Below are 25,807 nucleotides of genomic sequence, written 5' to 3'. Positions count from 1 at the left end.
TGCGCCCGCGCGACCTTCGCGCGTCGACGGCCCGCCGGGTGCGGTGTCGACGCGCGCAATCGACGATCGACAATCCGTCCGGTGCGCGGCCACGAAGGGCCGCGTCGCCGGTATCCTGTCCCATTCGACAACAGAGGTAGCACGATGAAACTGCTTCGCTATGGCCCGTCCGGCCAGGAAAAGCCCGGTATCCTCGACGCGGCCGGCCGGATTCGCGACCTGTCCGCACACGTGCCGGATCTTGCCGGCGACGTGCTGTCCGACGCGGGTCTCGCGCGGCTGCGCGCGATCGATCCGGCCACGCTGCCGCTCGTAGCCGACGAGCCGCGCATCGGCGCGTGCGTCGGGCACGTCCGCAAGTTCATCGGCATTGGTCTGAACTATGCCGATCACGCGGCGGAAGCCGGCATGCCGGTCCCGAAGGAGCCGGTCGTGTTCGGCAAATGGACGAGTTCGATCTGCGGTCCAAACGACGGCATCGACATTCCGAAGGGTTCGGTCAAGACCGACTGGGAAGTCGAACTCGGCGTCGTGATCGGCACGACCTGCAAGGACGTCGCCGAAGCGAACGCGCTCGATTACGTCGCGGGCTATTGCGTCGTCAACGACGTGTCCGAGCGCGAATGGCAGATCGAGCGCGGTGGCCAGTGGGACAAGGGCAAGGGTTTCGACACGTTCGGCCCGATCGGCCCGTGGCTCGTCACGCGCGACGAAGTGCCCGATCCGCAGCGTCTCGACCTCTGGCTCGAAGTCGACGGCCACCGATATCAGAACGGCAACACGCGCACGATGGTGTTCACGGTCGCACAGTTGATCGCGTATCTGTCGACCTGCATGACGCTGCAGCCGGGCGACGTGATCACGACCGGCACGCCGCCGGGCGTCGGCATGGGCATCAAGCCGTCACCGGTGTTCCTGAAGGCCGGCCAGACGGTGCGCCTCGGGATCGACGGGCTCGGCGAGCAGTTGCAGCCTGCGCGCGACGCGCGGTAACCGGCGCCGGCGTGCCAACACCCGAAAGGGCCCGATTCCGCAGGATGCGGAATCGGGCCCTTCGCATTTGTCTACGGTGAATCCACGCGGCGTCACACGATGTTGTCGAGTTCGCAATGCGCTTCCAGCCGATATCCGTCGGGATCGACGACGAACGCCGCGTAATAGCCGGGACCGTAGTGTTCGCGCTTGCCCGGCCCGCCGTTGTCCTGGCCGCCGTGCGCGAGCGCGGCGCGGTAGAACGCGTCGACCTCGACCGGCGACGCGGCCTTGAACGACAGGTGCAACCCCGAGTCGGGATCGGCGACGACGGGGCGTGCCGCGTGCTGCAACCACAGCTTCGGCTCGGTCGTGCCGTACCCGATGGAACCGTCGTCGCTATACAGCCGCTTGTAGCCGAGTGCGCCGAGCGCGTGGTCGTAGAAGGTGCGGCTGCGGCCGATGTGTGCAACGCCGAACGAAAGGTGATCGATCATCTGTGGCTCCTTGTGGACTGAAAGGGGACGTCGGTGCGGCAAACCTGCTCATAACCGCCATGCAAGCCGCTTGTAGCGGAGTGTGCCGAGCGTGCTGTCGTGGAACGTGCGGCCGTTGTGGATAACGCCATACGAAAGACGATCGATCGACTGTGACTCCCTGGACCGAGGCGGTTGTCCGTGCAGCAGACCTATTTATAACTACCATGCCGGTTATGTTAGAAAGTGCCCGGAGGCTTGTCAACCGGCATGGTGGTTAGATACGATCGCGTCATGAGCAAAACGCAACCTTCCGTCGCGACGGACTGCCTGATTCCATCGCCGCCCGAAACGCTGGGCATCGATTTCATGAACACGCTGTACTGGCGCGGCAGCGATCCGCCGACGGAAACCTTCGGCACGCTGGACGACCTGCTGGCGTGGTGCCGCGAACACGCCGGCGTGCCGGCCGGCGTGGCGGAAGCCTGTCGTGCACGTGGGGTGGAGGAAGGCGAGCCGGCGATGCTGGCGCGTGCGCTCGCGTTGCGCGAGGCGTTGTATCGGCTCTTTCATGCGCAGGCCGAGCAGCGCGAGCCGCACGCGGACGATCTCGCGCTGCTCGGCGGCTTTCTGGCGGAAGCGTCGCCGCGCGTCGCGCTGGCGCGCATCGACGGCGGTTATGCGTGGCGGGTCAGGAGCGCGGGCGCGACGCTCGCCGGGTTGCTGAGCCCGGTGCTGTGGTCGGCGATCGACCTGCTCGGCGGCGCGCGGTTCGCGAAGGTCAAGCGCTGCGCGAACGACGCGTGCCAGTGGTTGTTCATCGACGACAGCAAGAACGGCAGCCGCCGCTGGTGCTCGATGTCGTCGTGCGGCAATCGCGCCAAGGCGTACCGCCACTATCACAAGGCCGACTGACAGACCGGCCGTCCGCCGGGCTTATTTCGCCGACAGCTTCCGCCACAGCGTCGTCTTGCTGATGCCGAGCATCGCGCACGCGCGGTCGCGGTCGCCGCCGCACGCGTCGAGCACCGCGCGGATCTCGTCGGCTTCCGCGCGACGGCGGCGCGCGTGCAAGGTCTGCGCGTCGTCGGTGCCGGCCGCGTCGGGCGGCGCCGCGAACAGTTCGGGGGCGATCGTCCGCAGCGCGTCGGGATCGAGCGTGCCGCACGCGGCCGCGGGATCGTTTTCATCGGCTTCCTCGGCGAGTTCCACCGCGATCCGCTCGATCACGTTCTGCAGCTCGCGCACATTGCCGGGCCACCGGTAGCGCGCGAGCGTCGCCCCGGTCGCGTCGAGCACGCGCGCGGCGTCGCCGGCATCGCGCAGGCGTTCGGCGAGACGCGATTCGCGCCGTGCAGCCTGCACGAGCAGCGCCGCGGCGAGCGCGGGGATGTCGGCCGCGCGCTCGCGCAGCGGCGGCAGGCCGACGTTCAGGATGTTGAGCCGGTAATAGAGATCGGCGCGGAACGTGCCGGCCTCGACGGCCGCGAGCAGCGGCCGGTGCGTCGCGGCGATCACGCGCACGTCGATGCGGATCGGCTCGGTCGAGCCGAGCCGGATCACTTCGCGCTCCTGCAGCACGCGCAGCAGCCGGCTCTGCAGCGACGGCGGCATCTCGCCGATCTCGTCGAGAAACAGCGTGCCGCGATGCGCGGCCTCGAACAGGCCGGTCTTGCCGCCGCGCCGCGCGCCGGTGAACGCGCCTTCCTCGTAACCGAACAGCTCGCTCTCGAGCAGCGCTTCCGGAAACGCGCCGCAGTTGACCGCGACGAACGGGTAGCTGCGCCGCGCGGACAGCCCGTGCAGGCTCTGCGCGATCATTTCCTTGCCGGTGCCGCTTTCGCCGAGCACGAGCACGGTCGCATCGGATTTCGCGTAGCGGCGCACGAGGTCGCGTACGCGCGTCATCGGCGCCGAGGCGCCGACCACGTCGTCGAGCGCGTAGCGCGCGGCGAACTGCTGCGTGGTCGGCTGCGAACGCAACGCGCGGTCGAGCCGTTCGACCGCCCGCGATTCCTGGAACGTCAGCACGCTGCCCGACGTCACGCCGCGATCGACGAGCGGCCCGCGATGCACGACGTAGCGCACGCCGCGTACGGTGGCGAGCGCGTCGCCGTCCTCGCCGCGCAGCGTGCGCAGCTCGGGCCGCAGGTCGACGAGCGCGCGGCCGACCGCCGCCGCGGGTTCGACCCCGAGCGCCGACGCGAGCCGCTCGTTGATCGCCTCGACGCGGCCGTGTGCGTCGAGCGCGACCACGCCGTCGCGCAGATGCTGCAGCAGCGTGTCGAGCCGCTGGCGGCGGAACGCCTCGGCGTGCGTCGCATACGCGACCTCGAGCGCCGTTTCGACAGCCTTGCGCACGGAGGCGTGCGAATACAGGAACACCGCGCCCATGCCGGCACTCGCCGCGAGATCGGTGACGAGGCCGGGGCCGACGATCGTCTCGATGCCGCGATCGTGCAGGTCGTGCACGCAGGCTTCCGCTTCCTGCGCGGACTGATATGACGCAAACTGCACGTCGAGGCCGTACGCGGCGACGAAGCGGCGCACTTCAGGCGGGGTGTCCCCGGCGCTGACGAGCGCGATCCGCGACGCGTCGCGCCGGGCGCGCGCGAGTGCCTGCATCACGTCGAAGCCGGTCGGCGATACCACCACCACCGGCACCGGCGCACGCGTCTTCAGGAAGCCGCCGTTCGAGCCGGCCGCGACGATCACGTCGGGCCGCGCGGCACCGGCCTCGGCGATCGCGCCGAGCGCATCCTCATACGCGCGCGTCACGATGCGCACGTCGGCGCGTTCGTCGAATTCGCCGGCGATCTCGCGAAACAGGTCGCGCAGGCGGCTGATGCCCATCGCCCAGATGCGCGGGCGCACCGTACGATCGGCCGGGCCGACGGGCTTGGTCGAGGAGAGGTCCATGACGATCGATTATGCGCGTGAGATTTCATTTTTGAAACATGAAATTGCCGAATTGAAATCGGTGGACATCGTGCCGCCCGGACCGGTTGCTTAAGAATCAGGGGGTTAGCGACGTTTCGCGCGCTGGCCCGGTCCTTGCTGTTATCAGGCATTCCATCAGGAGGCCGTTCATGAGCAATACGCATCTTCAGAGCGCCGGCGCGAAATTCCGCGCGGCAGTCGCGGCGGAACAGCCGCTGCAGGTGGTCGGCGCGATCACCGCGTACGCGGCCAAGATGGCGCAGGCCGTCGGTTTCAAGGCCGTCTACCTGTCGGGCGGCGGCGTCGCCGCGAACTCGCTCGGGATCCCCGACCTCGGCATCAGCACGATGGAAGACGTGCTGATCGACGCGAACCGGATCACCAACGCGACCGACCTGCCGCTGCTGGTCGACATCGACACGGGCTGGGGCGGCGCGTTCAACATCGCGCGCACGGTCCGCTCGTTCATCAAGGCCGGCGTCGCGGCCGTGCACCTCGAGGACCAGGTCGGCCAGAAGCGCTGCGGCCACCGCCCGGGCAAGGAAGTCGTGCCGACCGAGGAAATGGTCGATCGCGTCAAGGCCGCGGTCGATGCGCGGACCGACGACCAGTTCGTGATCATGGCGCGCACGGATGCGGCCGCCGCGGAAGGGATCGACTCGGCGATCGAGCGCGCGGTCGCGTACGTCGAAGCCGGCGCGGACATGATCTTCCCGGAAGCGATGAAGTCGCTCGACGACTACCGCCGCTTCAAGGCAGCCGTGAAGGTGCCGATCCTCGCGAACCTGACCGAGTTCGGTTCGACGCCGCTGTTCACGCTCGACGAACTGCGCGAGGCGAACGTCGACATCGCGCTGTACTGCTGCGGCGCGTATCGCGCGATGAACAAGGCCGCGCTGAATTTCTACGAAACGCTGCGCCGCGACGGCACGCAGAAGGCGGCCGTGCCGACGATGCAGACGCGCGCCGAGCTGTACGACTTCCTCGGCTATCACGAATACGAACGCAAGCTCGACGAGCTGTTCGCGCAGGGCAAGAAGTAACGCGGCCCGCCCCCCGATACAGGCATCTGGAACATTGGAGAACGGAAACATGAGCGAGACGAAAGACGCAGCAGCACCGGCCGCCGCAGGCGCATTCAAGCCGAAGAAATCGGTGGCGCTGTCGGGCGTGACGGCCGGCAACACGGCGCTGTGCACGGTCGGCAAGACCGGCAACGACCTGCATTACCGCGGCTACGACATTCTCGACGTCGCCGAATCGTGCGAATTCGAGGAAATCGCGCACCTGCTCGTGCACGGCACGCTGCCGAACCTGACCGAACTGGCTGCGTACAAGACCAAGCTGCGCGCGCTGCGCGGCCTGCCGAGCGCGCTGAAGGCGGCGCTCGAGCAGATCCCGGCGTCCGCGCACCCGATGGACGTGATGCGCACGGGCGTGTCGGTGCTGGGCACCGTGCTGCCGGAGAAGGACGACCACAACCTGCCGGGCGCGCGCGACATCGCCGACCGCCTGATGGCGTCGCTCGGCTCGATGCTGCTGTACTGGTATCACTTCTCGCACAACGGCAAGCGCATCGAGACGGAAACCGACGACGACTCGATCGGCGGCCATTTCCTGCATCTGCTGCACGGCAAGACGCCGTCGAAGTCGTGGGTCGAGGCGATGCACACGTCGCTGATCCTGTACGCGGAGCACGAATTCAACGCGTCGACGTTCACGGGCCGCGTGATCGCGGGCACGGGCTCGGACATCTACTCGGCGATCACCGGTGCGATCGGCGCACTGCGCGGGCCGAAGCACGGCGGCGCGAACGAGGTCGCGTATGACATCCAGAGCCGCTACAGCTCGCCGGACGACGCCGAAGCGGACATCCGCCGCCGCGTCGAGAACAAGGAAGTCGTGATCGGCTTCGGCCACCCGGTCTACACGATCTCCGATCCGCGCAACAAGGTGATCAAGGGCGTCGCGCACAAGCTGTCGAAGGAAGCGGGCGACCTGAAGCTGTACAACATCGCCGAGCGCCTCGAGTCGGTGATGTGGGAGGCGAAGAAGATGTTCCCGAACCTCGACTGGTTCAGCGCGGTGTCGTATCACATGATGGGCGTGCCGACCGCGATGTTCACGCCGCTGTTCGTGATCTCGCGTACGTCGGGCTGGAGCGCGCACATCATCGAGCAACGCATCGACAACAAGATCATCCGCCCGAGCGCGAACTACACGGGCCCGGAAGACCTGCAGTTCGTGCCGATCGAGAAGCGCTGAAACACCTGCCGCGCGCGCCGATGCCCGTGATGCGGGCGGCCGGCGCGCGCGGAACGTCATACCCCGATTCCCGCCCCACATCATGAATACCGCCAACCGCAAACCCCTGCCCGGCACGTCGCTGGACTATTTCGACGCGCGTGCCGCGGTCGACGCGATCGCGCCCGGCGCCTACGACACGCTGCCGTACACGTCGCGCGTCCTTGCCGAAAACCTCGTGCGCCGCTGCGACCCGGCGATCCTCGCCGATTCGCTGAAGCAGATCATCGAGCGCAAGCGCGAACGCGACTTCCCGTGGTTCCCGGCGCGCGTGGTGTGCCACGACATCCTCGGGCAGACGGCGCTCGTCGATCTCGCCGGCCTGCGCGACGCGATCGCCGACGGCGGCGGCGACCCGGCGAAGGTGAACCCGGTCGTGCCCGTGCAACTGATCGTCGACCACTCGCTCGCCGTCGAATGCGGCGGTTTCGATCCGGACGCGTTCGCGAAGAACCGCGCGATCGAGGATCGCCGCAACGAGGATCGCTTCCACTTCATCGAGTGGACGAAGAAGGCGTTCGAGAACGTCGACGTGATCCCGCCGGGCAACGGCATCATGCACCAGATCAACCTCGAGAAAATGTCGCCGGTGATCCAGGCGCACGACGGCGTCGCGTACCCGGACACCTGCGTCGGCACCGACAGCCACACGCCGCACGTCGACGCGCTCGGCGTGATCGCGATCGGCGTGGGCGGCCTCGAGGCCGAGAACGTGATGCTCGGCCGCGCGTCGTGGATGCGCCTGCCGGACATCGTCGGCGTCGAGCTGACCGGCAAGCGCCAGCCCGGCATCACCGCGACCGACATCGTGCTCGCGTTGACCGAGTTCCTGCGCAAGGAGAAGGTGGTCGGCGCGTACCTGGAATTCCGCGGCGAAGGGGCGGCGAGCCTCACGCTCGGCGACCGCGCGACGATCTCGAACATGGCGCCCGAATACGGCGCGACGGCCGCGATGTTCTTCATCGACGGCCAGACGACCGACTACCTGCGCCTCACCGGCCGCAGCGACGAGCAGGTCAGGCTCGTCGAGACCTACGCGAAGGCGGCCGGCCTGTGGGCCGACACGCTGGCCAACGCGCAGTACGAACGCACGCTGACGTTCGACCTGTCGAGCGTCGTGCGCAACATGGCCGGTCCGTCGAACCCGCACAAGCGGCTGCCGACGTCCGATCTGGCCGCGCGCGGGATCGCCGGCCAGTGGGAAGAGAAGCCGGGCGAGATGCCCGACGGCGCGGTGATCATCGCCGCGATCACGAGCTGCACGAACACCAGCAACCCGCGCAACGTGATCGCCGCGGCCTTGCTCGCGCGCAACGCGAACGCGAAGGGCCTCACGCGCAAGCCGTGGGTGAAGAGCTCGCTCGCGCCGGGCTCGAAGGCGGTCGAGCTGTACCTGGAAGAAGCGAACCTGCTGCCCGAACTCGAGAAGCTCGGCTTCGGCATCGTCGCGTTCGCGTGCACGACCTGCAACGGGATGTCGGGCGCGCTCGACCCGAAGATCCAGCAGGAAATCGTCGATCGCGACCTGTACGCGACGGCCGTGCTGTCCGGCAACCGCAACTTCGACGGCCGCATCCACCCGTATGCGAAGCAGGCGTTCCTCGCGTCGCCGCCGCTCGTCGTCGCCTACGCGATCGCCGGCACGATCCGCTTCGACATCGAGAAGGACGTGCTCGGCCACGACCGGGACGGCAAGCCCGTCACGCTGAAGGACATCTGGCCGACCGACGAGGAGATCGATGCGATCGTCGCGTCGAGCGTGAAGCCCGAGCAGTTCCGCAAGGTCTACGAGCCGATGTTCGCGCGCAGCGCCGACGCCGGCGAGCGTGCGGCGCCGCTGTACGACTGGCGCGCGCAGAGCACGTACATCCGCCGCCCGCCGTACTGGGAAGGCGCGCTGGCCGGCGAGCGCACGTTGAAGGGCATGCGTCCGCTCGCGGTGCTCGGCGACAACATCACGACCGACCACCTGTCGCCGTCGAACGCGATCCTGCCGGACAGCGCGGCCGGCGAATATCTCGCGAAGATGGGCCTGCCGGAAGAAGACTTCAACTCGTACGCGACGCACCGGGGAGACCACCTGACCGCGCAGCGCGCGACCTTCGCGAATCCGACGCTGATCAACGAGATGGCGGTCGTCGACGGCGCGGTGAAGAAGGGCTCGCTCGCGCGCGTCGAGCCGGACGGCAAGGTCATGCGGATGTGGGAGGCGATCGAGACGTACATGAACCGCAAGCAGCCGCTGATCGTCGTGGCCGGCGCCGACTACGGCCAGGGCTCGTCGCGCGACTGGGCCGCGAAGGGCGTGCGGCTCGCGGGCGTCGAGGCGATCGCCGCCGAAGGCTTCGAGCGGATCCACCGCACGAACCTGATCGGGATGGGCGTGCTGCCGCTCGAGTTCAAGCCGGGCACGAACCGCACGACGCTCGGCATCGACGGCACCGAGACCTTCGACGTGATCGGCGAGCGTACGCCGCGCGCCGACCTGACGCTCGTGATTCACCGCAAGAACGGCGAGCGCGTCGCGGTGCCGATGACGTGCCGGCTCGACACGGCCGAGGAAGTGTCGATCTACGAGGCGGGCGGCGTGCTGCAGCGTTTCGCGCAGGACTTCCTCGAATCGTCGCAGGCGGCCTGACGGGCGCACGGAGAGAACACAGACATGGCTCATATTCCTCAAATCAGGATTCCCGCGACCTATATCCGCGGCGGTACCAGCAAGGGCGTGTTCTTCCGGCTGCAGGACCTGCCGGACGCCGCGCAGGCGCCGGGCGCCGCGCGCGACGCACTGCTCCTGCGCGTGATCGGCAGCCCCGATCCGTACGGCAAGCAGATCGACGGGATGGGCGGCGCGACGTCGTCCACCAGCAAGACGGTGATCGTGTCGAAGAGCACGCGGCCCGGCCACGATGTCGACTACCTGTTCGGCCAGGTCGCGATCGACAAGGCGTTCGTCGACTGGACCGGCAACTGCGGCAACCTGTCGGCGGCCGTCGGCCCGTTCGCGATCAGCGGCGGGCTCGTCGATCCGGCGCGCGTGCCGCGCGACGGCGTCGCGACCGTGCGGATCTGGCAGGCGAACATCGGCAAGACGATCGTCGCGCACGTGCCGGTCACGAACGGCGCGGTGCAGGAGACGGGCGATTTCGAGCTGGACGGCGTCACGTTCCCGGCCGCCGAGGTGCAGCTCGAATTCATGGACCCGGCCGCCGAGGAAGAGGGCGCGGGCGGTTCGATGTTTCCGACCGGCAATCTCGTCGACGATCTCGCGGTGCCGGGCGTCGGCACGCTGAAGGCGACGATGATCAACGCGGGCATCCCGACGATCTTCGTCGAGGCGGAAGCGATCGGCTATACGGGCACCGAGCTGCAGGACGCGATCAACGGCGATGCGAAGGCGCTCGAGAAGTTCGAGACGATCCGCGCGCACGGCGCGCTGCGCATGGGCCTGATCGATACGCTCGACGAAATCGCGACGCGGCAGCACACGCCGAAGATCGCGTTCGTCGCGAAGCCGGCCGACTACGTCGCGTCGAGCGGCAAGCGCGTGAACGCGGGGGATGTCGACCTGCTGGTGCGCGCGATGTCGATGGGCAAGCTGCACCACGCGATGATGGGCACGGCGGCGGTCGCGATCGGCACGGCCGCGGCGATCCCCGGCACGCTCGTCAATCTGGCGGCGGGCGGCGGCGAACGCAACGCGGTGCGCTTCGGCCATCCGTCGGGCACGCTGCGCGTCGGCGCGGAGGCGCGGCTCGAGAACGGCGAGTGGACCGTCACGAAGGCGATCATGAGCCGCAGCGCGCGCGTGCTGATGGAAGGCTGGGTGCGGGTGCCGGGCGACGCGTTCTGACGCGCCTACCGGCACGCGCATGACGCGCCGCGATCCCTGCGAAGCGGAACCCGCTGCGCAGGGATTTTTCGTTTGAGGCGCGCGTGCCGGATGCAAGCCGCCGCACGAAGCACCGCGCCGGCGCAAGTGCCGACGCGCCGACCGGGACAGGAGAATCGCATGCCACTCGATACGCCGCTTTCGGGCATCCACATCGTCGAATTCGAAGGTCTCGGCCCCGGCCCGCTCGCGGGCTGGATGCTCGCCGGGATGGGCGCGCGGATCACGCTGATCGCGCGGCCGTCCGGCCGCACGAGCGCGCCGGACGCGTTGCGGGCCCGCGACGGCGATCTGCTGCGCGAAGGCAAGACGATCGTCGAACTCGACCTGAAGGCGCCGGCCGGCCGCGACGCCGCGCTCGACCTGATCGCGCGGGCCGACGCGCTGATCGAGGGGCTGCGGCCCGGCGTGATGGAGCGGCTCGGCCTCGGGCCCGACGCTTGCGCGCGCCGCAACCCGAAGCTCGTGTACGGACGGATGACCGGCTGGGGCCAGCACGGCCCGCTCGCGGCCGCGGCCGGGCACGACCTGAACTACGTCGCGCTGACGGGGCTGCTGTCGCTGTCCGCGCCGCGCGACGGCCGGCCGGGGCTGCCGCCGACCGTCGTCGGCGATGCCGGCGGCGCGCTCGGGCTCGCGTTCGGGATCGTCTGTGCGCTGCTCGACGTGCGCGGCGGCGGCGCGGGGCGCGTGGTCGACGGCGCGATCGTCGATATCGTGTCGATGCTCGGTTCGCTCGCGCTGTGGGCGCGCGCGAACGGGCAGCTCGACGGCGTGCAGCCGAGCCTCTTTCACGATGCGCCGTTTTACGACGTGTACCGCTGCGCGGACGGAGAGTGCGTGACGATCGGCGCGCTGGAGCCGCCGTTCTATGCGCTGCTGGTCGAACGGCTCGGGCTGGCCGACGTCGATCCGGCATCACAGTACGACCGCGCGCGCTGGCCGGCGCTGAAGGCGCGTTTCGCCGACGTGTTCGCTCGCCAGCCGTCCGCACACTGGCGCGCGCTGCTCGAAGGCACCGACGCGTGTTTCGCGCCGCTGCTGAGCGTGGCCGACGCGGCCGCGCATCCGCATAACGTGGCGCGCGGGATTTATCGTACCGACGAGAGCGGGAACCTGAGGGCGCGTGTGGCGCCGCGCTTTTTGCCGCTGGCGGGGGAGGCGGCGGATCCGGCGTAGCGTGCACGTCGATCTGGCCTGGTGCGTGAAAAACCGCGGTTCGGCACGGCAGCGGTGGATTTAATTGGTGCTCGTTTAGGTGCTGAATTTGGGGCCAAATAAAGCATAATCGTTGCCTGGCTGGAGAAGGAATCGACATGCCTCACACCATGCTGGCCAGCGTGACCGCGAGCGTTTCGGCGCTGAAACGGAACCCGATGGGGACGGTCGCGGCAGGAGAGGGCTTCCCGGTCGCGATTCTGAATCACAACGAGCCTGCGTTCTATTGCATTCCGGCGAAGACGTGGGAAGCCATGGTCGAACGTCTGGAAGACATTGAAGACAACGCGTTGGCCGATTCGCGCGCCAAGGAGAGGGTCGTCAAGGTCACGCTGAATGACCTTTGAACGTGCCTTTCTCGAATCTGCATTGAGGGAGTGGAAGAAGCTCGATCGCACTGGTCGCGATCAATACAAGGCCAGGCTTGCCGAGCGGATCGAGCATCCTCGCGTTCCCTCGGCCGAACTGCATGGCCACCCGGATCGTGACAGGATCAAGCTGCGCGGCGTCGGCTACCGACTCTTCTACGAAGTACGCGATTCGGAAGTTGTCGTTCTGGTCGTTGCAGTCGGCCGGCGTGAAGGCGATGCAGTCTATCTTGCCGCGATGAAACGTTAGGTCGGGACGCGCTGTACATGTGAGCGGCGTGAGCGGTCTTGCTGCGGCGCCCGGCCATCGGGTTCGAATCCACCCACGTCGTTCGGCGTGCCGACAATCGCTTTCGCCCGTTCAGGTCGGTCAGGCCGTTTCCGCCGGGCCATCCGGCATCTTGCCGTCGCCGACGCGGTTGATCGTGCCTTGCGCGATCGCGACGAGGCGTTCGTGATCGCCGTCGATGACGAACACATGACACTGGCAGGTCGCCTGATGCCGCCCTGCGTAGACCAGCTTCGCGCGCGCGACGAGCGTGCCGTTCACGGCCGGCCGCAGGTAGTTGATCTTGTATTCGGCGGTGATCACGCGCGGGCCGAGCACGAGCGCGCCGGCGAACGTCAGCGCATTGTCCGCGAGATAGCTGATGACGCCGCCGTGCACGAAACCGTGCTGCTGCCGCAGTTCGTCGCGCACGGGCAGACACAGCGACACTTCGTTGTCGCCGATATGCATCAGCTCCGTGCCCAGCAGCATGCTGAACGGTTGCGCGCGCAATGCGCCGCGCGCGTGGTCCGTGATGTCGGTCATCGAACTTCCCTCGAAATGCGTGCCCGCTTGCGCTGAACTCTAGGAAGGGGGCTGCGGATAAGCAAGGAAATTCGTTCACGTTTCGTGCAAATTACGGCGTGACGCGGCGCGATTATTGCGTCGAATACCGAAGATCTCCCCTGTTTGCGGGCGATTCCGAGGGAATGCGCGGGCAACGCGAACATTGCCGCCTTCCGCTCCTAAAGTCCGACGAAGAAATGCCGCTAATGCCGGGGCATTGCCTCATCGTCCGCTTTCCAGGAATCTCCCCATGTTCGGAAAAATCAAGCTCGCGTCGGGTCTGCTCGGCGTGTTGACCGTGTTCTGCCTCTTCCTGCTCGCGATCGAAGCGCTCGGCTTCTGGGCGCTCACGTCGACGCGCAGCGGCGTCGACGATCTGTCGAACGTCGCGATCGCGCAGGTCGACGCGGCCAGCCGGGCGACCGAGCAGCTGCTCGACGCGCGCATCAACCTGTCGCGCGCCGGTACGCGGATGGTGCGCGGCGGCCCGAAGCCGGAAGACATCATTCGCCATGCCGGCGCGTCGCTCGCGGAAGCGGACAAGGCGTTCGCCGTGCTGACGGCCGCGCAGCCGGTCGACGACACGAACCGCGCGCGCGTCGCGGCGCTCGCGGAGCGCTATCGCGCGCTGCGCGGCGCGCTGGGCGAACTCGTGCAGTTCCTCGACGCGGACAACATCCAGGCGTTCCTCGACCAGCCGACGCAAGGCATCCAGGACGCCTATATCGCCGAGCTGCACCGCTTCACCGACTATGGCGGCGCATCGAGCCGCGCGGCGCTCGACACGATCGACGGCGGCATGCTGTGGTTCAAGTCGGTCGGCATCGTGCTGCTGGTGGCGATGCTCGCGGCGAGCGCCGCGATCTACGCGGCCGCGCGGCGCGCGGTCGTCGCGCCGCTGGAGGACGCCGGCCGCCATTTCGAACGGATCGCGCAGGGCCGGCTCGACGAAACCGTGCGCGCGGGCGGCGTGTTCGAGATCGACCGGATGCTGCGCGGCCTTGCCGCGATGCAGACGAGCATCGCAAGCACCGTGCGCACGGTGCGCCACGCGTCCGACGCGATCCACCTCGGCGCGGGCGAGATCGCGGGCGGCAACGCCGACCTGTCGGCGCGCACGGGCACGCAGGCTGCGTCGCTCGAGGAAACCGCCGCGAGCATGGAGGAGCTGACCGCGACCGTCCGGCAGAACACCGACAGCGCCCGCGCGGCGAGCGCGCTGGCCGACGCGGCGCTCGAGGCGACGAGCCACGGCGGCGGCGTGGTCGACAGCGTGATCGACCGGATGCGCGGCATCGCGCAAAGCTCCGGGCGGATCGCGGAGATCATTTCGGTGATCGACGGCATCGCATTCCAGACCAACATCCTCGCGCTGAACGCGGCGGTCGAGGCCGCGCGGGCCGGCGAACAGGGGCGCGGTTTCGCGGTGGTCGCGGGCGAGGTGCGCTCGCTCGCGCAGCGCAGCGCGCAATCGGCGAAGGAGATCAAGGCGCTGATCGAGGATTCGGTTGCGCAGATCAACGGCGGCGCGGAACTCGTCGAGCGCGCCGGCGACGCGATGCGGACGGTGTCGGCGTCGATCACGCGCGTCGTGCAGACGATGTCGGAGATCACGGCCGCGTCGGTCGAGCAGAGCGTCGGGATCGAGCAGGTGAACCAGGCCGTCACGCAGATGGATCAGCTTACGCAGCAGAACGCGGCGCTGGTCGAGGAAGTCGCGGCGGCGGCGGCGTCGCTGAACGACCAGACCGCGCACCTGATGCAGGCCGTGTCGGTGTTCGAACTGGGTGACGGACGCGCCGCCCGCGGCGAACGCGCGGCGCCGTCGTTCGCCGGGACGGGTTACGAGCCGGCCGGCAGCGCCGCGTAGGCGGTGGCGAGGTGGTAGGGCGTCGTCGACGGCATGTCGGCGCGCGACACCTGCCCGTCCGCCGTCTTGCACTCGAACCAGCCGCGCGGATGCAGGAACCGCGCGGCGAACCGCTCGATCTGCCGCGCCAGCGGCGCGGAGGCCGGCGTGCCGCCGTGCGTCGCGAGCGCGCGCAGGTATTCGGTCTGCGCCCAGATCCGCTGCGTGCCGTCGACGCACGCGCCTTGCGCGTCGAGCGCCGCGCGGACGCCGCCCGTTTGCGGATCGACGCCGTATTGCTCCGCGAACGCGAACGCGCGCGACAGCGCGGCGGGGAGCCCGGTCTGCGCGAGCCGCGCGCCGGCCGCATCGACCAGATAGAACCACTCGAATTGATGGCCGGGCTCGAAGCGGTTGTCGGCCGCGCCCAGCGGCAGCTCGGCCACGCAGCCGGTCGCCGCGTCGACGAACGTGCGCTCGACGGCCTGCGCGGTGCGCAACAACGCATCGTCGAACGCCGCGTCGCCGAATGCATCGGCGGCCGCGAGCCATGCTTCGGTCAGGTGCATCAGCGGATTCTGCAGCGCACCGCTGCCGGATGACGAGAAATCGGCGTGGCGCGCCGCATCGAGCAGTGCGTCGCCGGGGCGCGGGGCGAAGCGATCCTGGATCAGCGCGGCCGTCTCCGCGGCCACCGTGCGCGCGTCGGTGTCGCCCGAAGCCGCATGCCATGCGGCGCACGCAAACACGACGAACGCGTGCGTATAGAGATCCTTGGTCGTATCGAGCGGCGCGCCGCGCGCATCGACGCTGTAGATCCAGCCGCCGTGGCGCGCGTCGCGAAAGCGGCGGCACAGCGCGTCGAACAGCGTGGCCGCGTGCGCGGTGTCGCCGGCCTGCGCGAACACGAACAGTTGCCGAGCGCACGCCATTGCGCGATAACGGGTGACGGGCAGCGGCGCGTGGGTGGCCGGATCGACGGCCTCGAACGGCAGCTGCAATGACGGGTCGAACCCTGAACCTCGCCAGATCGGCAAGACGACGTGCGCGAAATGGTGGCGCAGCTGGGCGGCCTGGGCGGATGCGGAGTCGGAAACGGGCATGGCGGGGTTGAGCGCTTGGATCGAAACGTGTCGGCACGGCCCGGAGGATCGGCGCGGCCGGGGCCAAGGATAAAACATTCCGCGCGGCCGGCACCAAAAAAGGAGAGAAATCGGATGCTCAGCAACCTGGAACTCGTGATGCGGCTCGTTCTCGCGGCGGCGCTCGGCAGCGTCATCGGCTTCGAGCGCGAGCGCCTGTCGTGGGCGGCGGGCCTGCGTACGCACATGCTGGTGTGCGTCGGCTCGACGCTGATCATGATCGTGTCGGCGTTCGGTTTTGCCGATGTGCTCGGCAGCAGCGACCACATCATGCTCGACCCGTCGCGGATCGCCGCGCAGGTCGTGTCGGGCATCGGCTTCCTCGGCGCGGGCTCGATCCTGCTGCGCGGCGAGATCGTGCGCGGGCTGACGACGGCCGCGAGCCTGTGGTCGGTCGCCGCGATCGGTCTCGCGGTGGGCGGCGGGCTCTACGTCGCGTCGATTTCGGCGACGATCATCATCCTGATCATCCTGGCCGGCATCAAGCCGCTGGAGCGGCGCTACTTCACGGTGCGCCAGCGGCGCCAGCTCGCGCTGACGGTCGTGAGCGGCACGCTGACGTTCGACTCGCTGCATGCGGCGCTCGGCCCGGACAGTGCGCGCGTGAAGCAGTTCATCGTGCAGCGTGCCGACGACACGGGCGAGCACGACGAGGTGCGCATCGCGCTGGCGCGGGTGTCGGAACTCGAGTACCGGGCGATCTGCGACAAGCTGCGCGGGCTGAAGGGGGTGACGCGTTTCGAAGAAGGCAACGGATTGTCGGGCGACGAATAGGCCGAAGCGGTTGCGGGGCTGGCGACGATGGCCGATCACGGATTCCGTTCGACGACCGGTTGCGCGTCCGTGGCCCCCAACTCCTTTCCATGACCGACGCTTCGTAACGGGCCACGCGGTTCCGATGAACTGCGGCGCGCGGAACAACGCGACGCTCGATCAATGCCGCGTGTCGCTGCCGGGATCGGACTCGCACAACGTCGACACGGTAATGTGGTCGATGGCGAGACACGCGAACGGATGGCCGGCGATGTGCGACCGCCCTTGCCCGGGCGGCCTGGATGCATGGCGGGCGTCGGACCTGCCTGTCTGGCTGGCGAGGCCCGACGCCCGCGCGCGTTCCCGCTTAGTCTTCCACGCGACCGCCGCCGATGTTGACCGCGACCTTCGGCGAACCGGCGGCGTCGCCCGTCGCCGTGTTGCCCGACAGCAAGGAAGCGTTGAAGCCGGCAAACGCACCGTATCTGCCGGCTTCGGTGGAGACGACGCGGCTGCTGGTCGTCGATCCCTTCACCACGCCGAAGTTGCCGCCGACGAGGCCGCCCACCCATGCGCCGCGCCCGCCATGGACCGCACCGCTCGAGGACGAGGCCGTGATGAACCCGGCGTTGTTGCCGACGAGGCCGCCGACGAAGTGTCCGCCCGAACCCTTGACGGTGCCCGACGCATGCGAGTTGTCGACTGAACCCATGAGCGAGCCGACGAGACCGCCGATGTCGCTCATCGGCCCCCCCTCGACGTCACCCGATGCCGAGGACGAGCGGATGTTGCCCTTTTCGTTCGCGCCGACGAGACCTCCCACCGTGCTGCCGGCGCCGGCTTTGACGTTACCGCTGGCTTTCGTGCCCTCGATGTTGCCCCGGTTGAGGCCGACGAGACCGCCCACGTTGCTGGCGGCCAGGGCCGTGACGTTGCCGGACGCCGCCGACGCGTTGATCACGCCGATGCTGAGGCCGGCCAGGCCGCCGGCCGTGCTCGCGTTGCCGGCCGAGACATTGCCCGACGCCTTCGAGGTGGCGATTCGGCCGTTGTTGATGCCGACGAGACCGCCTGCCGTGCTGTCGTTACCGACCAGCACCGCGCCTTCGGCTTCGGATGCCTCGATGGAACCGTCGTTCAGCCCGACGAGCCCGCCTGCCGTCGATGCGTAGCCGGCCGTAACGCTGCCGCGTGCCGACGCGTGGCGGATGAGGCCGTTCTTGTTGTGCGCGACGAGGCCGCCGACCAGGCTTTCATTGCCGGCCTTGACATTGCCGCTTGCCTTGACGTTCTGCAGCAGACCGGTGTTCAGGCCGATGAGGCCGCCCGCCATGCTCGACGCGCCCGCTGTCACGTTGCCCTTGGCCTCGGCATTGGCGACCTGGCCGGCGTTCGAGCCGATCAGGCCGGCCGCCTTGCTCAGTGCGCCTGCCGATACGTTGCCGCTGGCCGTCGACGACGAAATCTCGCCTTCGTTGACGCCGACCAGGCCGCCGGCGATGCTGATATCGCCGACCGTCACCGTGCCGGTTGCCTGCGTTTCGTCGATGCGGCCCGCGTTGCCGCCGACGAGGCCGCCGGCCACCGCGTTGGAACCGGCCGTCACGCTGGACGACGACGACGAGTGGCGGATGACGCCGCCGAAGTCGTTGACGCCGACGAGGCCGCCCAGCATCGCCAAAGGACCGTTGCCGGTCACGCTGCCGGCGCTCGACGAATTCAGGATGAGGCCGTTGTTATAGCCGGCGAGGCCGCCGGTCGCCCCGTCCCGTGCGACTGTCACGCGCATGTTCGCATGGCTGTCGGTGATCTCGCCGCCCTCCGAGAACTTGCGGTTGGCACCGACGAGGCCGCCGGCATAATAGGTCGATTGATCGGCGTCGAGACGGCCGGCCACGGTCGCGCCGTCGATCCGGCCGTTGATGTTGGCGCCGACCAGGCCGCCGGCTTCCGTCACGCCCCGAGCCGTGACCGTGATGTCCGTGGCCTTCACGTTCGAGATCGTGCCGAAGTTATAGCCGACCAGCGACCCGATCGATTCATTGCGCGCCGACGACGTCGCGCGGATGTCGTGCAGCGCGAGGTTGCCGATCCAGCCCATGTTGGAGCCGAACAGGCCGACGTTGGGGCCGTTGGGATTGCTAATGGCGAGTCGGCTGATCGAGTTGCCGAGGCCGTCGAATACGCCGACGAAGGCGCTGCCGTTGTCGATGGTGATGAAGTTCGCTCCGGCGCCGTCGATCGCATTGCCGAGCACATAGTTGCCGGCCATGTTCGACGCGATGTTGCGCAGATCGGCGAGGGTGTGCACCACCTTGTAGTCCTGGCCGTTCGCGCGATACGACGAATACGGGCCCGACAGCGTGACCACGGCCCGGGCATTCGCGAGCACGTGGCCGTTGCGCGAATTCAGTTCGAGATGCGCGTTGCGGCCGGTGAGCTTGACGGCATTGTTCAGGCGGATCCGGTCGCCCGCATTGAGCGTCAGGCGCGCGTTCGCGCCGGTCGCCGACAGCGTGTCGCGCAGGTCGACGTTGGCCTTGCGCGACGTCAGCGTCAGCGCGTTGTCGCTCGTCCACGACACCGGGGCGCCGACCGTCAAATCGCCTTGCGTGTTCGCCAGCTCGATGCTGGTGGTGTCGAGATTGCGCGACAGCGTATCCGTGTCGATCGAGCGCCCGCTGATGTTCGGACCGTTCACGCCGGCGTTCGCCGCTTCGATCGTCCACGTGCCGGCCGTGCTGCCCGAACGCGTGTCGACGCGCGTAGCGGCAGCGACATCCACACGCTCGCCGCGCGTCACGACCGCCCCCACCGGCGCGCCGTTATCCGCCGCGCTCGCGTCGAGCTTGCCGCCGACCTTGACCGTGCCGCCGTCGAGCGTGATCCGGCCGCCGCGACCGGACAGGCCGCGCGCCTCGATCACGCCGGTATTGTTGACCACCGCGCCGAGCAGATCGCCGGCCGCGCGTGCGTTCATCAGCACTGCGCCGCCGTCGGCCTTCAGCAGGCCGCCGTTGTTGACCTGCGCGTCGACGGCGCCGCGTTCGACCTGCAGGTTCAACAGCCCGTTGCCGTCGAAGTTGACGTTGAAGGCTTCGCCGGCGCCGAGTGCGACGCTGCCGAGCTTGGCCTGGATCACGCCCCGGTTCGACACGCGCGCGCCGAGCAGCGCGACGCTGCCGCCCTCCGCGGCGGTGAGGGTGCCTTCGTTGACGACGGAGGCGCCCGAGGTGCCGGCGAAGCGATAGCGGCCTGCGAGGAAGTCGGCATCGGACAGGTTCTGGGTCGACGCGACCAGGCCGCCGACGTTGACCTGCGCGCCGCTGCCGAACATCACGCCGTTCGGGTTGACCAGGAACACCTTGCCGTTGGCGTCGATGGCGCCGTGGATCTGGCTGCCCTGGTTGCCGAGCACGCGGTTCAGCGCGATCGACTGGCTGCCGGGCTGACGGAACGACACGCGCTCGCCGTGATCGACGCTGAAGTCTTGCCAGTTGGTGACGAGCTTGTCGGTATGCTGATTGATCGACATCGAGCGGCCATCGTTCGAGCGGCTGATGTCGGCCTTCCCGTTGGCGACGGATTCGCCGCTGGGCAACGCGAACGCGGGCAGCGCGGCAAAGCCGAGCAGCGATACGGCGGCGACGGCCGCGCGCTTGCCGCTGCCGGTCTTGCCGCGGCGGCGCGCGGTTTCCCCGACCGCGGCCCAGCTGCGCCGGACCGGGTTCCATACCAGGACATAGGTCTTGTTCATCGTTATTGTTTCCTCAAGGTTGGGTCGATTCGCCGACATCGACGGGCATGCGTGACGAATCGATACGGGCAGGGCGGGAATGAGCGCCCCGTCGTGTCGCGGACAGCGAAGCTGTCTGCGGTTGCCGTCCGGCCAGGGCCGGACGGGCAGTCGGCGGCCGCTCAGAAATACTGCGCGGCCTGCAGCCACACGCTCGGCGCGCGCGTGACCGTCTGGATCGAGTCGGCGGCGCCGAGCGGCCACGCGGCCGTGACGCCGAGTTGGCGGCCCGCGCCATACCAGTTCAGGCTGAGCCCCGTGCCCGACAACTGCAGCGTGTTGAGTTCGTTGCGCCAACGCTGCTTGTTGAACTGGACGCGCCCGGTATCCATGAACGCGCCGAGTTGCCAGCCCGGGGCAGCGAGATAACGCAGCTCGACGCTCGCCTGCCAGCCTTGGTCGCCGCTGCCGGCGCCGAGCCCATACGCGCGCACGCCGTACGGGCCGCCGAGGCTGAATTTTTCCGACGCGTCGAGGTTGCGCGACGCGAGTTGCGCGCTGAACTGCGTGTAGAGCTGGAATGGCGCCCCGAGAGACTGCAGACGCAGTGCGTTGAGGTTCAGTTTCGCGAACGGGCCGTGCGTCTTCGCGAACGCATTCGCCTCGAAGGGATCGTTGCCGCGCAGCCGCCCGATGCCGAGCGTCATCGAGAACGCATTGCGGCCGCCGCCGAAGCGATCGTCGTCGCTGTTGCCGCTCAAACCGAACGACCACAGGCCGACGTTCTTGTCGCTGAGGGTGTCGAAACTGCCGTAGTACTCATGGAGGTTCTTGTTCTCGTAGGACACCTGGGCGTCGAGGCGCGCGCGCCGGCCGCGCAGCAGCGGCTGGATCACGAATGCGCTTCGCACGTTCGCGCTGCCGCGATAGTCGAGCGCGCGGAAATCCCCGCCGAGCCGATAGGTCATGTCGGAATAGGCGACGCCGATCCGGGTCGACGCGGGGCCTACCGGCACCTGATAGGCGGCACGGTAGTAGCGCTGCCGGGTCTGACTGGTGAGGCCGCGCAACGACAGTTGATCGCCGAGCCGTAGCGGCGCGTTGACGTCGAGGATGCCGGTGGCCCGATAGCGGCCGGTGAGCGGATCGCCGAAGTTGTCGAGTTCGAGCGAGCCGGTGGCGAAGCGGGCGCGCTGCGCCGTGACGGCGAGATCGGTCGTGCCGGGTTCGGCGCCCGCGCGCAGCGTGCCTTTCGCATCGACCCCCGGCAACTCGTCGAGCAGGGTCAGGGTACGCTCGAGATCCGCGCCGCGTACCGCGTCGCCGGGCCGCAGCGCGCCGAGCGGCTGGCGCAGCACGCCGTCGAGCACGCGCGAATCGTTATCCAGTTCGATCTTCCCGTAGCGGCCTTCGACCATCGCGATGCGGACGACACCATCATCGATGTCCTGACGCGGCAGATAGGCGCGCGCCAGCACGTAGCCGCGGGCGCGATACCAGGCGGTGACGCGGTCCGCGGCGGCGCGCAGTTCGTCAAAGCCGAGGTCGCGGCCGACGAGATCGGCGAGCAGCGCCTGAAGCTGCGCATCGTCGGCGAGCCGGTTGCCGTCGAACGCGAACGCGCGCACCGGCACGCGCGGGCCGTCGGCCGAGTCGGGCGCGCGGCTGTCACCGTCAGCCGACGGTGGAAGCACGATGTCGGGTGTGACGGGGGCCGGCAGCGCAGGGCGTGTCGTTTCGACGTCGCGCAGTGATTGTCCGGCTTGCGGGACCTGCGCGTGGGCGAGGCCCGGGAGCGCGAGGGCAACGGCGAGCACCTGCGCGAGCGCGCTGGTTGTCGATGCGGCGGCGCAGCGGGTGCCGCGAGGCGGCGAATGCGCGTGGCCGTCCGGCGGGCGCGCGTTGCCGGCCGCCTGGCGTTCTCTGGCGTGAGTGACGGCGGTGGCCGGATCGTACGGGCTGCTGACAGGGAAAATTTCCGACCTCGGGCGATTGGGTTTGGGACTCGGCTCGGCTGGCGAATCGGTTGGTTCGAGCGTCGACGGATGTTATGAAACGTTCGTGCCGGTGAAAATTGAACGAGTACGAGAGGCGGTGGGTTGTTGATCTGTCTTGTCGGATTTTGCGAAGGCAGGTGACAAACGCGAGCGTGCGCGGGTGGCGATGACGTGGGCTCTCGCGATCTTGACGGCGATCCCGATCGCGTACGGATGGGATCAAGTCGATCGAATGGCTGGCCACCCCAAGTACCGCGACGGCTTCGTGAGCGACTGTCCGACCGGTCAGATCGAGTGCGAGCCGTTCATCGTGGAGCGTGCCGACGGCACGGGGGAGCATGACCCGGTGCGCATCGCGCTGGCGCGGGTGTCGGCACTCGCATACGCGGCGATCTGCGACGAGTTGCCCGCGTGGCCGGGTGTCGCGCGCCTCGACGGCGGACACGGCCGGTCGGGCGATGAATACCGTGAATCGGCTGCGGGGCGTGCGACAATGGCCGATCACCGATTCCGTTCGACATCCGGGTCCGCGCCTGTGGGCCCCGCTATCCGATTTCCATGACCTCCGCCAAGTATGCGATAAAAGTGACTAATATTCAATAGCTTGCGTGCGAATCTGTTTTTTGGCCCATCCGCCAGACCATCATTGAGTATTGGCTAGATTGAGATCAAGTTGGACGTGGTCGGATAGTCAGCCGATGTCGTTGATTTCGAAATTCTGCGCCACCGAAGCGATGCCGAGCAGCGGGTTGGAACGCATGATGTCCTTTATACTCGATCCGATATAACTCAACCAAGCAGGATAAAGATGCAAGTTCGAGTCAAGTTGTCATCCGATCCGCTGATCAATGTGTTGGCGCTTAGTCGGGCAATCGCCCGTGCCGTTTCTCCAGCAGGCGAAGAAGGCCTCAAGGGTATCGATTGCATCGTTGGAAAGCGGATGAAGTTGAGTGGCGTTGACGGGACGATGCCAAGTGATTTGACGTCGAGTGAGCGCCGAACCTTGCAGAAATTGCTGCCGAAGCTGCGCAAACTGAGGTGCCCAATATCCGACAAGGTCGCGGAGGAGTTCTTCGAGAGCTATCGCAAATTGCCGGGGCGGCCCAAATGGGAGCCTGAGCTGGTGCATGCGCGGAACATAGGTTTTCTCAAAGCTAAACAGGACGCGGTGATGTGTGATCACCAGTTGGCGCTCTGGGAGGCGTTCAGGGAAGGTCAGTTTATGCTAGTCGACGCTAACCACGTCGAGGCGAAGAGGCCCGACGCGAGTGACTTCATTTCCCGAGATGACGCTATCGCGTACTTGACGCGATGTGGATTTTTGCTCGCTCCTCGGGAAACGCAAGACACCGTCGGTGAAAAAAAGGTTACGGACCCAGAAGCCGTGTACAAGTTCTGTTTGAAGATGTATCGAGCGAAGCAAAAAAATTACAATATGCTAACGGCTGACGAGTTCGGCATCTCGGGGAGGCAGGTCCGGAACATCATTCGCGAAATCGACGAAGCGCGAGGGGAACCGAGCCCGTTTCCAAAGCAGACCAGACGTCAGTAATTTCGCCTTGTATGCCCGCAAGCCTCACTGGACCGGGTTAGACAAAAAGTAGCAAAAATCATTTGCGCGGAAATACGTTTCCGCCTTGATTCTCCATCACATACGGCACCTAGCCGGATCGCGGTAGACGAGGACAGATAGCCTCGTCCGCCATAACGTGTGATGGAGAAACTCATGACCCAGAAACTGCAGGGCGCTGCTCAGCGCCAATCCGGTACCCGCTATTTCAGTGTTCCGGTGGACGTAAAGTCTGCCGGGAACGGGGATTCGGTTCCGACGACAGAAGATCTCCTTCCATCAGTTCGTGCCCGCGGGCCTGGACCATTTCCCAAAACTCAAAGTGTCTTGTCGAGCGTACATAGCTTGGCGCCAGGGCAACCTGACAAGGCGATGATGCGCATTCTGCGCATGAAGCAATTGGTCGATCGGACGAATCTTTCACGAGCGACGCTGTACGTGTTGATGTCCAACGATCCTACATTTCCCAAAAGAATCAAGCTTACGGTGCGCTCGATCGGCTTTTTGGAGTCTGAGGTCGATGCTTGGATCGCAGCCCGTGCCGAATCGCGGAATGTGGCGTAACGCGGGGGCGATATGAACTTACTTACACAAGTACGGCCCTGTTTGAACGTCGACGCGTTCTGGCTCTCTTTCGGCAAGCAGTCTCCGACGGTGTTTTTCGCGATGGTCGCTACGGCGGTGTCGGTCGGCATCGCCGTATATGCCGGCTGGCATGGCGGAGGTTCATCAGTTGAGAGGGCGATAAGCATTGCGCTTGGATGCGTGGCTGTGTTGTATGTCCACATGTTGCCTGCGGGGCGGCAAGCCTTGGTCGGCACCGCTCGGCTGTTTGCGTTCGTCTTATGGTGTATCGGTCTGGTAGTGGTGCTGTACGGCCAGGTCACGTTTGTTTTGTTGTCTCGGCAACATGCGGGGGATCAACGAGCCGCAAGGGTTCCGACGACCGTGCCGCTGTCGCTCCCGGCGGTATTGCCCGGTCGCACGTTGACTGAGATTGCCAAAGACGTCTCGAAGGCCAAGATCGATCTAGCCCGAATAGATGAGCGCCTCTGTGTCGGCGATTGCCGGTGGCTCAAGGTGCGTCGAACGATTCTCGCAACGCAGATCACGACACTGGAAGCAGAGGCCGGAGAAGTGCGACGGCGCGAAAGCGAACAGGACCGACGCAATCGACTGGCCGATCGCGAAGCAGTACTTCGTGCGACCGCGCGGGCCGATCCGGTCGCGGCAGAAGTCGCGCCGTGGCTCGGTACGACCGAAGGACGACTGGAGGTGCTGTTGGCGGTCGCGTGCTCGGTCGTGCTTGAAGGCTCGGCCATCATTGGCTGGATGCTGGTGTTGGTCGTACCGAGTCGTGTGAGTAGTCGTGACGTGGTCGTGGTCGGTCGCGGGCCGGAGTTGTCCGACCAGAACTCAGTCGTGTTCGCACCGGAGGTCGTGCGCAGCGACCACGCGATCTCACCCCCAGACCCCGGGGTTGTCGGGCCAGTAGTCACTACAGTTGACTCTGACAATGGGACAAGACCTGCATGCCCCGACGACGATCTCGACACGCTCAAGCAGATTCATGAAGCTGTCGTCGCTGGGCTGCTCAGACCGACGCAGGACGGGATTCGCAAGTTCCTTCGTTGTGGCCAGCCAAGAGCTGGCCACCTGAACCGTCAATATGCCGCTCACTTCCGCAGTGCTTGTACTGAGGAGGTGGCATGAGGAGAGTGGACGCGAGGAAGAGTAGAGATGTGCTTGTAGCGC

At 67.3% G+C, this 25,807-nt stretch carries 20 protein-coding genes and 1 pseudogene; 15 read left to right on the top strand and 6 right to left on the bottom strand.

Annotation, left to right across the window (positions count from 1 at the left end; translation table 11 throughout):
• The first annotated feature begins 144 nt into the window (after nt 1–144).
• Nucleotides 145–993, top strand: coding sequence for an ureidoglycolate lyase (locus VXM69_RS01280; protein WP_367188859.1), 849 nt, complete (start codon nt 145–147; stop codon nt 991–993).
• A gap of 92 nt (nt 994–1,085) precedes the next feature.
• Here VXM69_RS01280 and VXM69_RS01275 read toward each other — a convergent pair whose 3' ends face one another.
• Entirely contained in the window at nt 1,086–1,469 is a 384-nt protein-coding gene (locus VXM69_RS01275) for a VOC family protein (protein WP_367188858.1), read from the bottom strand.
• Between the two features lie 249 nt (nt 1,470–1,718).
• On the opposite strand from VXM69_RS01275, the gene VXM69_RS01270 reads away from it, so the two are divergent.
• A complete protein-coding gene (locus tag VXM69_RS01270) occupies nt 1,719–2,363 on the top strand; it encodes an ABATE domain-containing protein (RefSeq protein WP_367189212.1) in 645 nt (214 codons plus the stop codon).
• Nucleotides 2,364–2,384: 21 nt separating this feature from the next.
• Here the strand turns inward: VXM69_RS01270 and prpR are convergent, their stop codons facing one another.
• A complete protein-coding gene (gene prpR / locus VXM69_RS01265; protein ID WP_124608507.1) occupies nt 2,385–4,367 on the bottom strand; it encodes a propionate catabolism operon regulatory protein PrpR in 1,983 nt (660 codons plus the stop codon).
• Between the two features lie 170 nt (nt 4,368–4,537).
• Here prpR and prpB point away from each other — a divergent pair, with 170 nt between their 5' ends.
• The 7 genes from prpB (at nt 4,538) to VXM69_RS01230 (ending at nt 12,420) form a co-directional block, all read left to right on the top strand.
• Entirely contained in the window at nt 4,538–5,431 is an 894-nt protein-coding gene (gene prpB / locus VXM69_RS01260; protein WP_059559132.1) for a methylisocitrate lyase, read from the top strand.
• Nucleotides 5,432–5,480: 49 nt separating this feature from the next.
• Entirely contained in the window at nt 5,481–6,653 is a 1,173-nt protein-coding gene (prpC, locus tag VXM69_RS01255) for a 2-methylcitrate synthase (RefSeq protein ID WP_034187666.1), read from the top strand.
• Nucleotides 6,654–6,735: 82 nt separating this feature from the next.
• Complete coding sequence (gene acnD / locus VXM69_RS01250) at nt 6,736–9,330, top strand: Fe/S-dependent 2-methylisocitrate dehydratase AcnD (RefSeq protein ID WP_124608508.1); 2,595 nt, start codon at nt 6,736–6,738, stop codon at nt 9,328–9,330.
• Between the two features lie 24 nt (nt 9,331–9,354).
• Nucleotides 9,355–10,545, top strand: coding sequence for a 2-methylaconitate cis-trans isomerase PrpF (gene prpF / locus VXM69_RS01245; RefSeq protein ID WP_034187668.1), 1,191 nt, complete (start codon nt 9,355–9,357; stop codon nt 10,543–10,545).
• A 159-nt stretch (nt 10,546–10,704) separates the two neighbouring features.
• The gene (locus VXM69_RS01240; RefSeq protein WP_367188857.1) at nt 10,705–11,763 is read left to right on the top strand and encodes a CaiB/BaiF CoA transferase family protein; all 1,059 of its coding nucleotides are present in this window, start codon (nt 10,705–10,707) and stop codon (nt 11,761–11,763) included.
• A 137-nt stretch (nt 11,764–11,900) separates the two neighbouring features.
• Nucleotides 11,901–12,149: a type II toxin-antitoxin system Phd/YefM family antitoxin gene (locus tag VXM69_RS01235; protein WP_069705682.1), complete on the top strand. Its 249-nt coding sequence runs from the start codon at nt 11,901–11,903 to the stop codon at nt 12,147–12,149.
• Nucleotides 12,139–12,420: a type II toxin-antitoxin system RelE/ParE family toxin gene (locus tag VXM69_RS01230; protein ID WP_367188856.1), complete on the top strand. Its 282-nt coding sequence runs from the start codon at nt 12,139–12,141 to the stop codon at nt 12,418–12,420. Before VXM69_RS01235 ends, VXM69_RS01230 begins: the two co-directional genes overlap by 11 nt.
• Nucleotides 12,421–12,540: 120 nt before the next feature.
• Here VXM69_RS01230 and VXM69_RS01225 read toward each other — a convergent pair whose 3' ends face one another.
• Nucleotides 12,541–12,984 carry a PaaI family thioesterase gene (locus tag VXM69_RS01225; protein ID WP_034187670.1) on the bottom strand — a complete coding sequence of 148 codons (444 nt, stop codon included), beginning with the start codon at nt 12,982–12,984 and terminating at the stop codon, nt 12,541–12,543.
• A gap of 271 nt (nt 12,985–13,255) precedes the next feature.
• Between VXM69_RS01225 and VXM69_RS01220 the strand changes: the two genes are divergently transcribed.
• Nucleotides 13,256–14,875: a methyl-accepting chemotaxis protein gene (locus VXM69_RS01220; RefSeq protein ID WP_034187671.1), complete on the top strand. Its 1,620-nt coding sequence runs from the start codon at nt 13,256–13,258 to the stop codon at nt 14,873–14,875.
• On the opposite strand, the gene VXM69_RS01215 is transcribed toward VXM69_RS01220, so the two are convergent.
• On the bottom strand, nt 14,848–15,957 hold the full coding sequence (locus VXM69_RS01215) for an AGE family epimerase/isomerase (RefSeq protein WP_367188855.1): 1,110 nt from the start codon (nt 15,955–15,957) through the stop codon (nt 14,848–14,850). The two genes, VXM69_RS01220 and VXM69_RS01215, sit on opposite strands and share 28 nt — an antisense overlap.
• A 114-nt stretch (nt 15,958–16,071) precedes the next feature.
• Here VXM69_RS01215 and VXM69_RS01210 point away from each other — a divergent pair, with 114 nt between their 5' ends.
• Complete coding sequence (locus VXM69_RS01210; RefSeq protein ID WP_034187673.1) at nt 16,072–16,770, top strand: MgtC/SapB family protein; 699 nt, start codon at nt 16,072–16,074, stop codon at nt 16,768–16,770.
• A gap of 346 nt (nt 16,771–17,116) precedes the next feature.
• Here the strand turns inward: VXM69_RS01210 and VXM69_RS01205 are convergent, their stop codons facing one another.
• Nucleotides 17,117–20,545, bottom strand: a complete 3,429-nt coding sequence (locus VXM69_RS01205) for a GLUG motif-containing protein (protein ID WP_367188854.1) — start codon at nt 20,543–20,545, stop codon at nt 17,117–17,119.
• A 122-nt stretch (nt 20,546–20,667) separates the two neighbouring features.
• Complete coding sequence (locus VXM69_RS01200) at nt 20,668–22,302, bottom strand: ShlB/FhaC/HecB family hemolysin secretion/activation protein (RefSeq protein ID WP_367188853.1); 1,635 nt, start codon at nt 22,300–22,302, stop codon at nt 20,668–20,670.
• Nucleotides 22,303–22,780: 478 nt separating this feature from the next.
• On the opposite strand from VXM69_RS01200, the pseudogene VXM69_RS01195 reads away from it, so the two are divergent.
• From VXM69_RS01195 to VXM69_RS01180, 4 genes and pseudogenes are all read left to right on the top strand, one after another.
• A pseudogene (locus tag VXM69_RS01195) lies at nt 22,781–22,945 on the top strand (MgtC/SapB family protein); the annotation flags it as partial.
• A 345-nt stretch (nt 22,946–23,290) separates the two neighbouring features.
• Nucleotides 23,291–24,034 carry a hypothetical protein gene (locus tag VXM69_RS01190; protein ID WP_367188852.1) on the top strand — a complete coding sequence of 248 codons (744 nt, stop codon included), beginning with the start codon at nt 23,291–23,293 and terminating at the stop codon, nt 24,032–24,034.
• 174 nt (nt 24,035–24,208) lie between these two features.
• Nucleotides 24,209–24,616, top strand: a complete 408-nt coding sequence (locus VXM69_RS01185; RefSeq protein WP_367188851.1) for a helix-turn-helix transcriptional regulator — start codon at nt 24,209–24,211, stop codon at nt 24,614–24,616.
• A gap of 42 nt (nt 24,617–24,658) precedes the next feature.
• On the top strand, nt 24,659–25,765 hold the full coding sequence (locus tag VXM69_RS01180; protein WP_367188850.1) for a hypothetical protein: 1,107 nt from the start codon (nt 24,659–24,661) through the stop codon (nt 25,763–25,765).
• Nucleotides 25,766–25,807 lie beyond the last annotated feature (42 nt).

Origin of the sequence: Burkholderia sp. Ed8, assembly GCF_040761425.1 — a bacterium.
GTDB lineage: Bacteria > Pseudomonadota > Gammaproteobacteria > Burkholderiales > Burkholderiaceae > Burkholderia > Burkholderia seminalis.
Note: the sequence above shows the minus strand (reverse complement) of the source record. Positions and strands in the feature narration are given on the sequence as shown.

Coding starts and splice junctions, on each gene's coding strand:
- VXM69_RS01190 (WP_367188852.1), top strand. CDS start 23,291: ATGCAAGTTCGAGTCAAGTTGTCATCCGATCCGCTGATCAATGTGTTG.
- VXM69_RS01215 (WP_367188855.1), bottom strand. CDS start 15,957: ATGCCCGTTTCCGACTCCGCATCCGCCCAGGCCGCCCAGCTGCGCCAC.
- acnD (WP_124608508.1), top strand. CDS start 6,736: ATGAATACCGCCAACCGCAAACCCCTGCCCGGCACGTCGCTGGACTAT.
- VXM69_RS01225 (WP_034187670.1), bottom strand. CDS start 12,984: ATGACCGACATCACGGACCACGCGCGCGGCGCATTGCGCGCGCAACCG.
- VXM69_RS01280 (WP_367188859.1), top strand. CDS start 145: ATGAAACTGCTTCGCTATGGCCCGTCCGGCCAGGAAAAGCCCGGTATC.
- VXM69_RS01240 (WP_367188857.1), top strand. CDS start 10,705: ATGCCACTCGATACGCCGCTTTCGGGCATCCACATCGTCGAATTCGAA.
- prpB (WP_059559132.1), top strand. CDS start 4,538: ATGAGCAATACGCATCTTCAGAGCGCCGGCGCGAAATTCCGCGCGGCA.
- VXM69_RS01210 (WP_034187673.1), top strand. CDS start 16,072: ATGCTCAGCAACCTGGAACTCGTGATGCGGCTCGTTCTCGCGGCGGCG.
- prpF (WP_034187668.1), top strand. CDS start 9,355: ATGGCTCATATTCCTCAAATCAGGATTCCCGCGACCTATATCCGCGGC.
- prpC (WP_034187666.1), top strand. CDS start 5,481: ATGAGCGAGACGAAAGACGCAGCAGCACCGGCCGCCGCAGGCGCATTC.
- VXM69_RS01235 (WP_069705682.1), top strand. CDS start 11,901: ATGCCTCACACCATGCTGGCCAGCGTGACCGCGAGCGTTTCGGCGCTG.
- VXM69_RS01270 (WP_367189212.1), top strand. CDS start 1,719: ATGGTGGTTAGATACGATCGCGTCATGAGCAAAACGCAACCTTCCGTC.
- prpR (WP_124608507.1), bottom strand. CDS start 4,367: ATGGACCTCTCCTCGACCAAGCCCGTCGGCCCGGCCGATCGTACGGTG.
- VXM69_RS01230 (WP_367188856.1), top strand. CDS start 12,139: ATGACCTTTGAACGTGCCTTTCTCGAATCTGCATTGAGGGAGTGGAAG.
- VXM69_RS01205 (WP_367188854.1), bottom strand. CDS start 20,545: ATGTCGGCGAATCGACCCAACCTTGAGGAAACAATAACGATGAACAAG.
- VXM69_RS01185 (WP_367188851.1), top strand. CDS start 24,209: ATGACCCAGAAACTGCAGGGCGCTGCTCAGCGCCAATCCGGTACCCGC.
- VXM69_RS01275 (WP_367188858.1), bottom strand. CDS start 1,469: ATGATCGATCACCTTTCGTTCGGCGTTGCACACATCGGCCGCAGCCGC.
- VXM69_RS01220 (WP_034187671.1), top strand. CDS start 13,256: ATGTTCGGAAAAATCAAGCTCGCGTCGGGTCTGCTCGGCGTGTTGACC.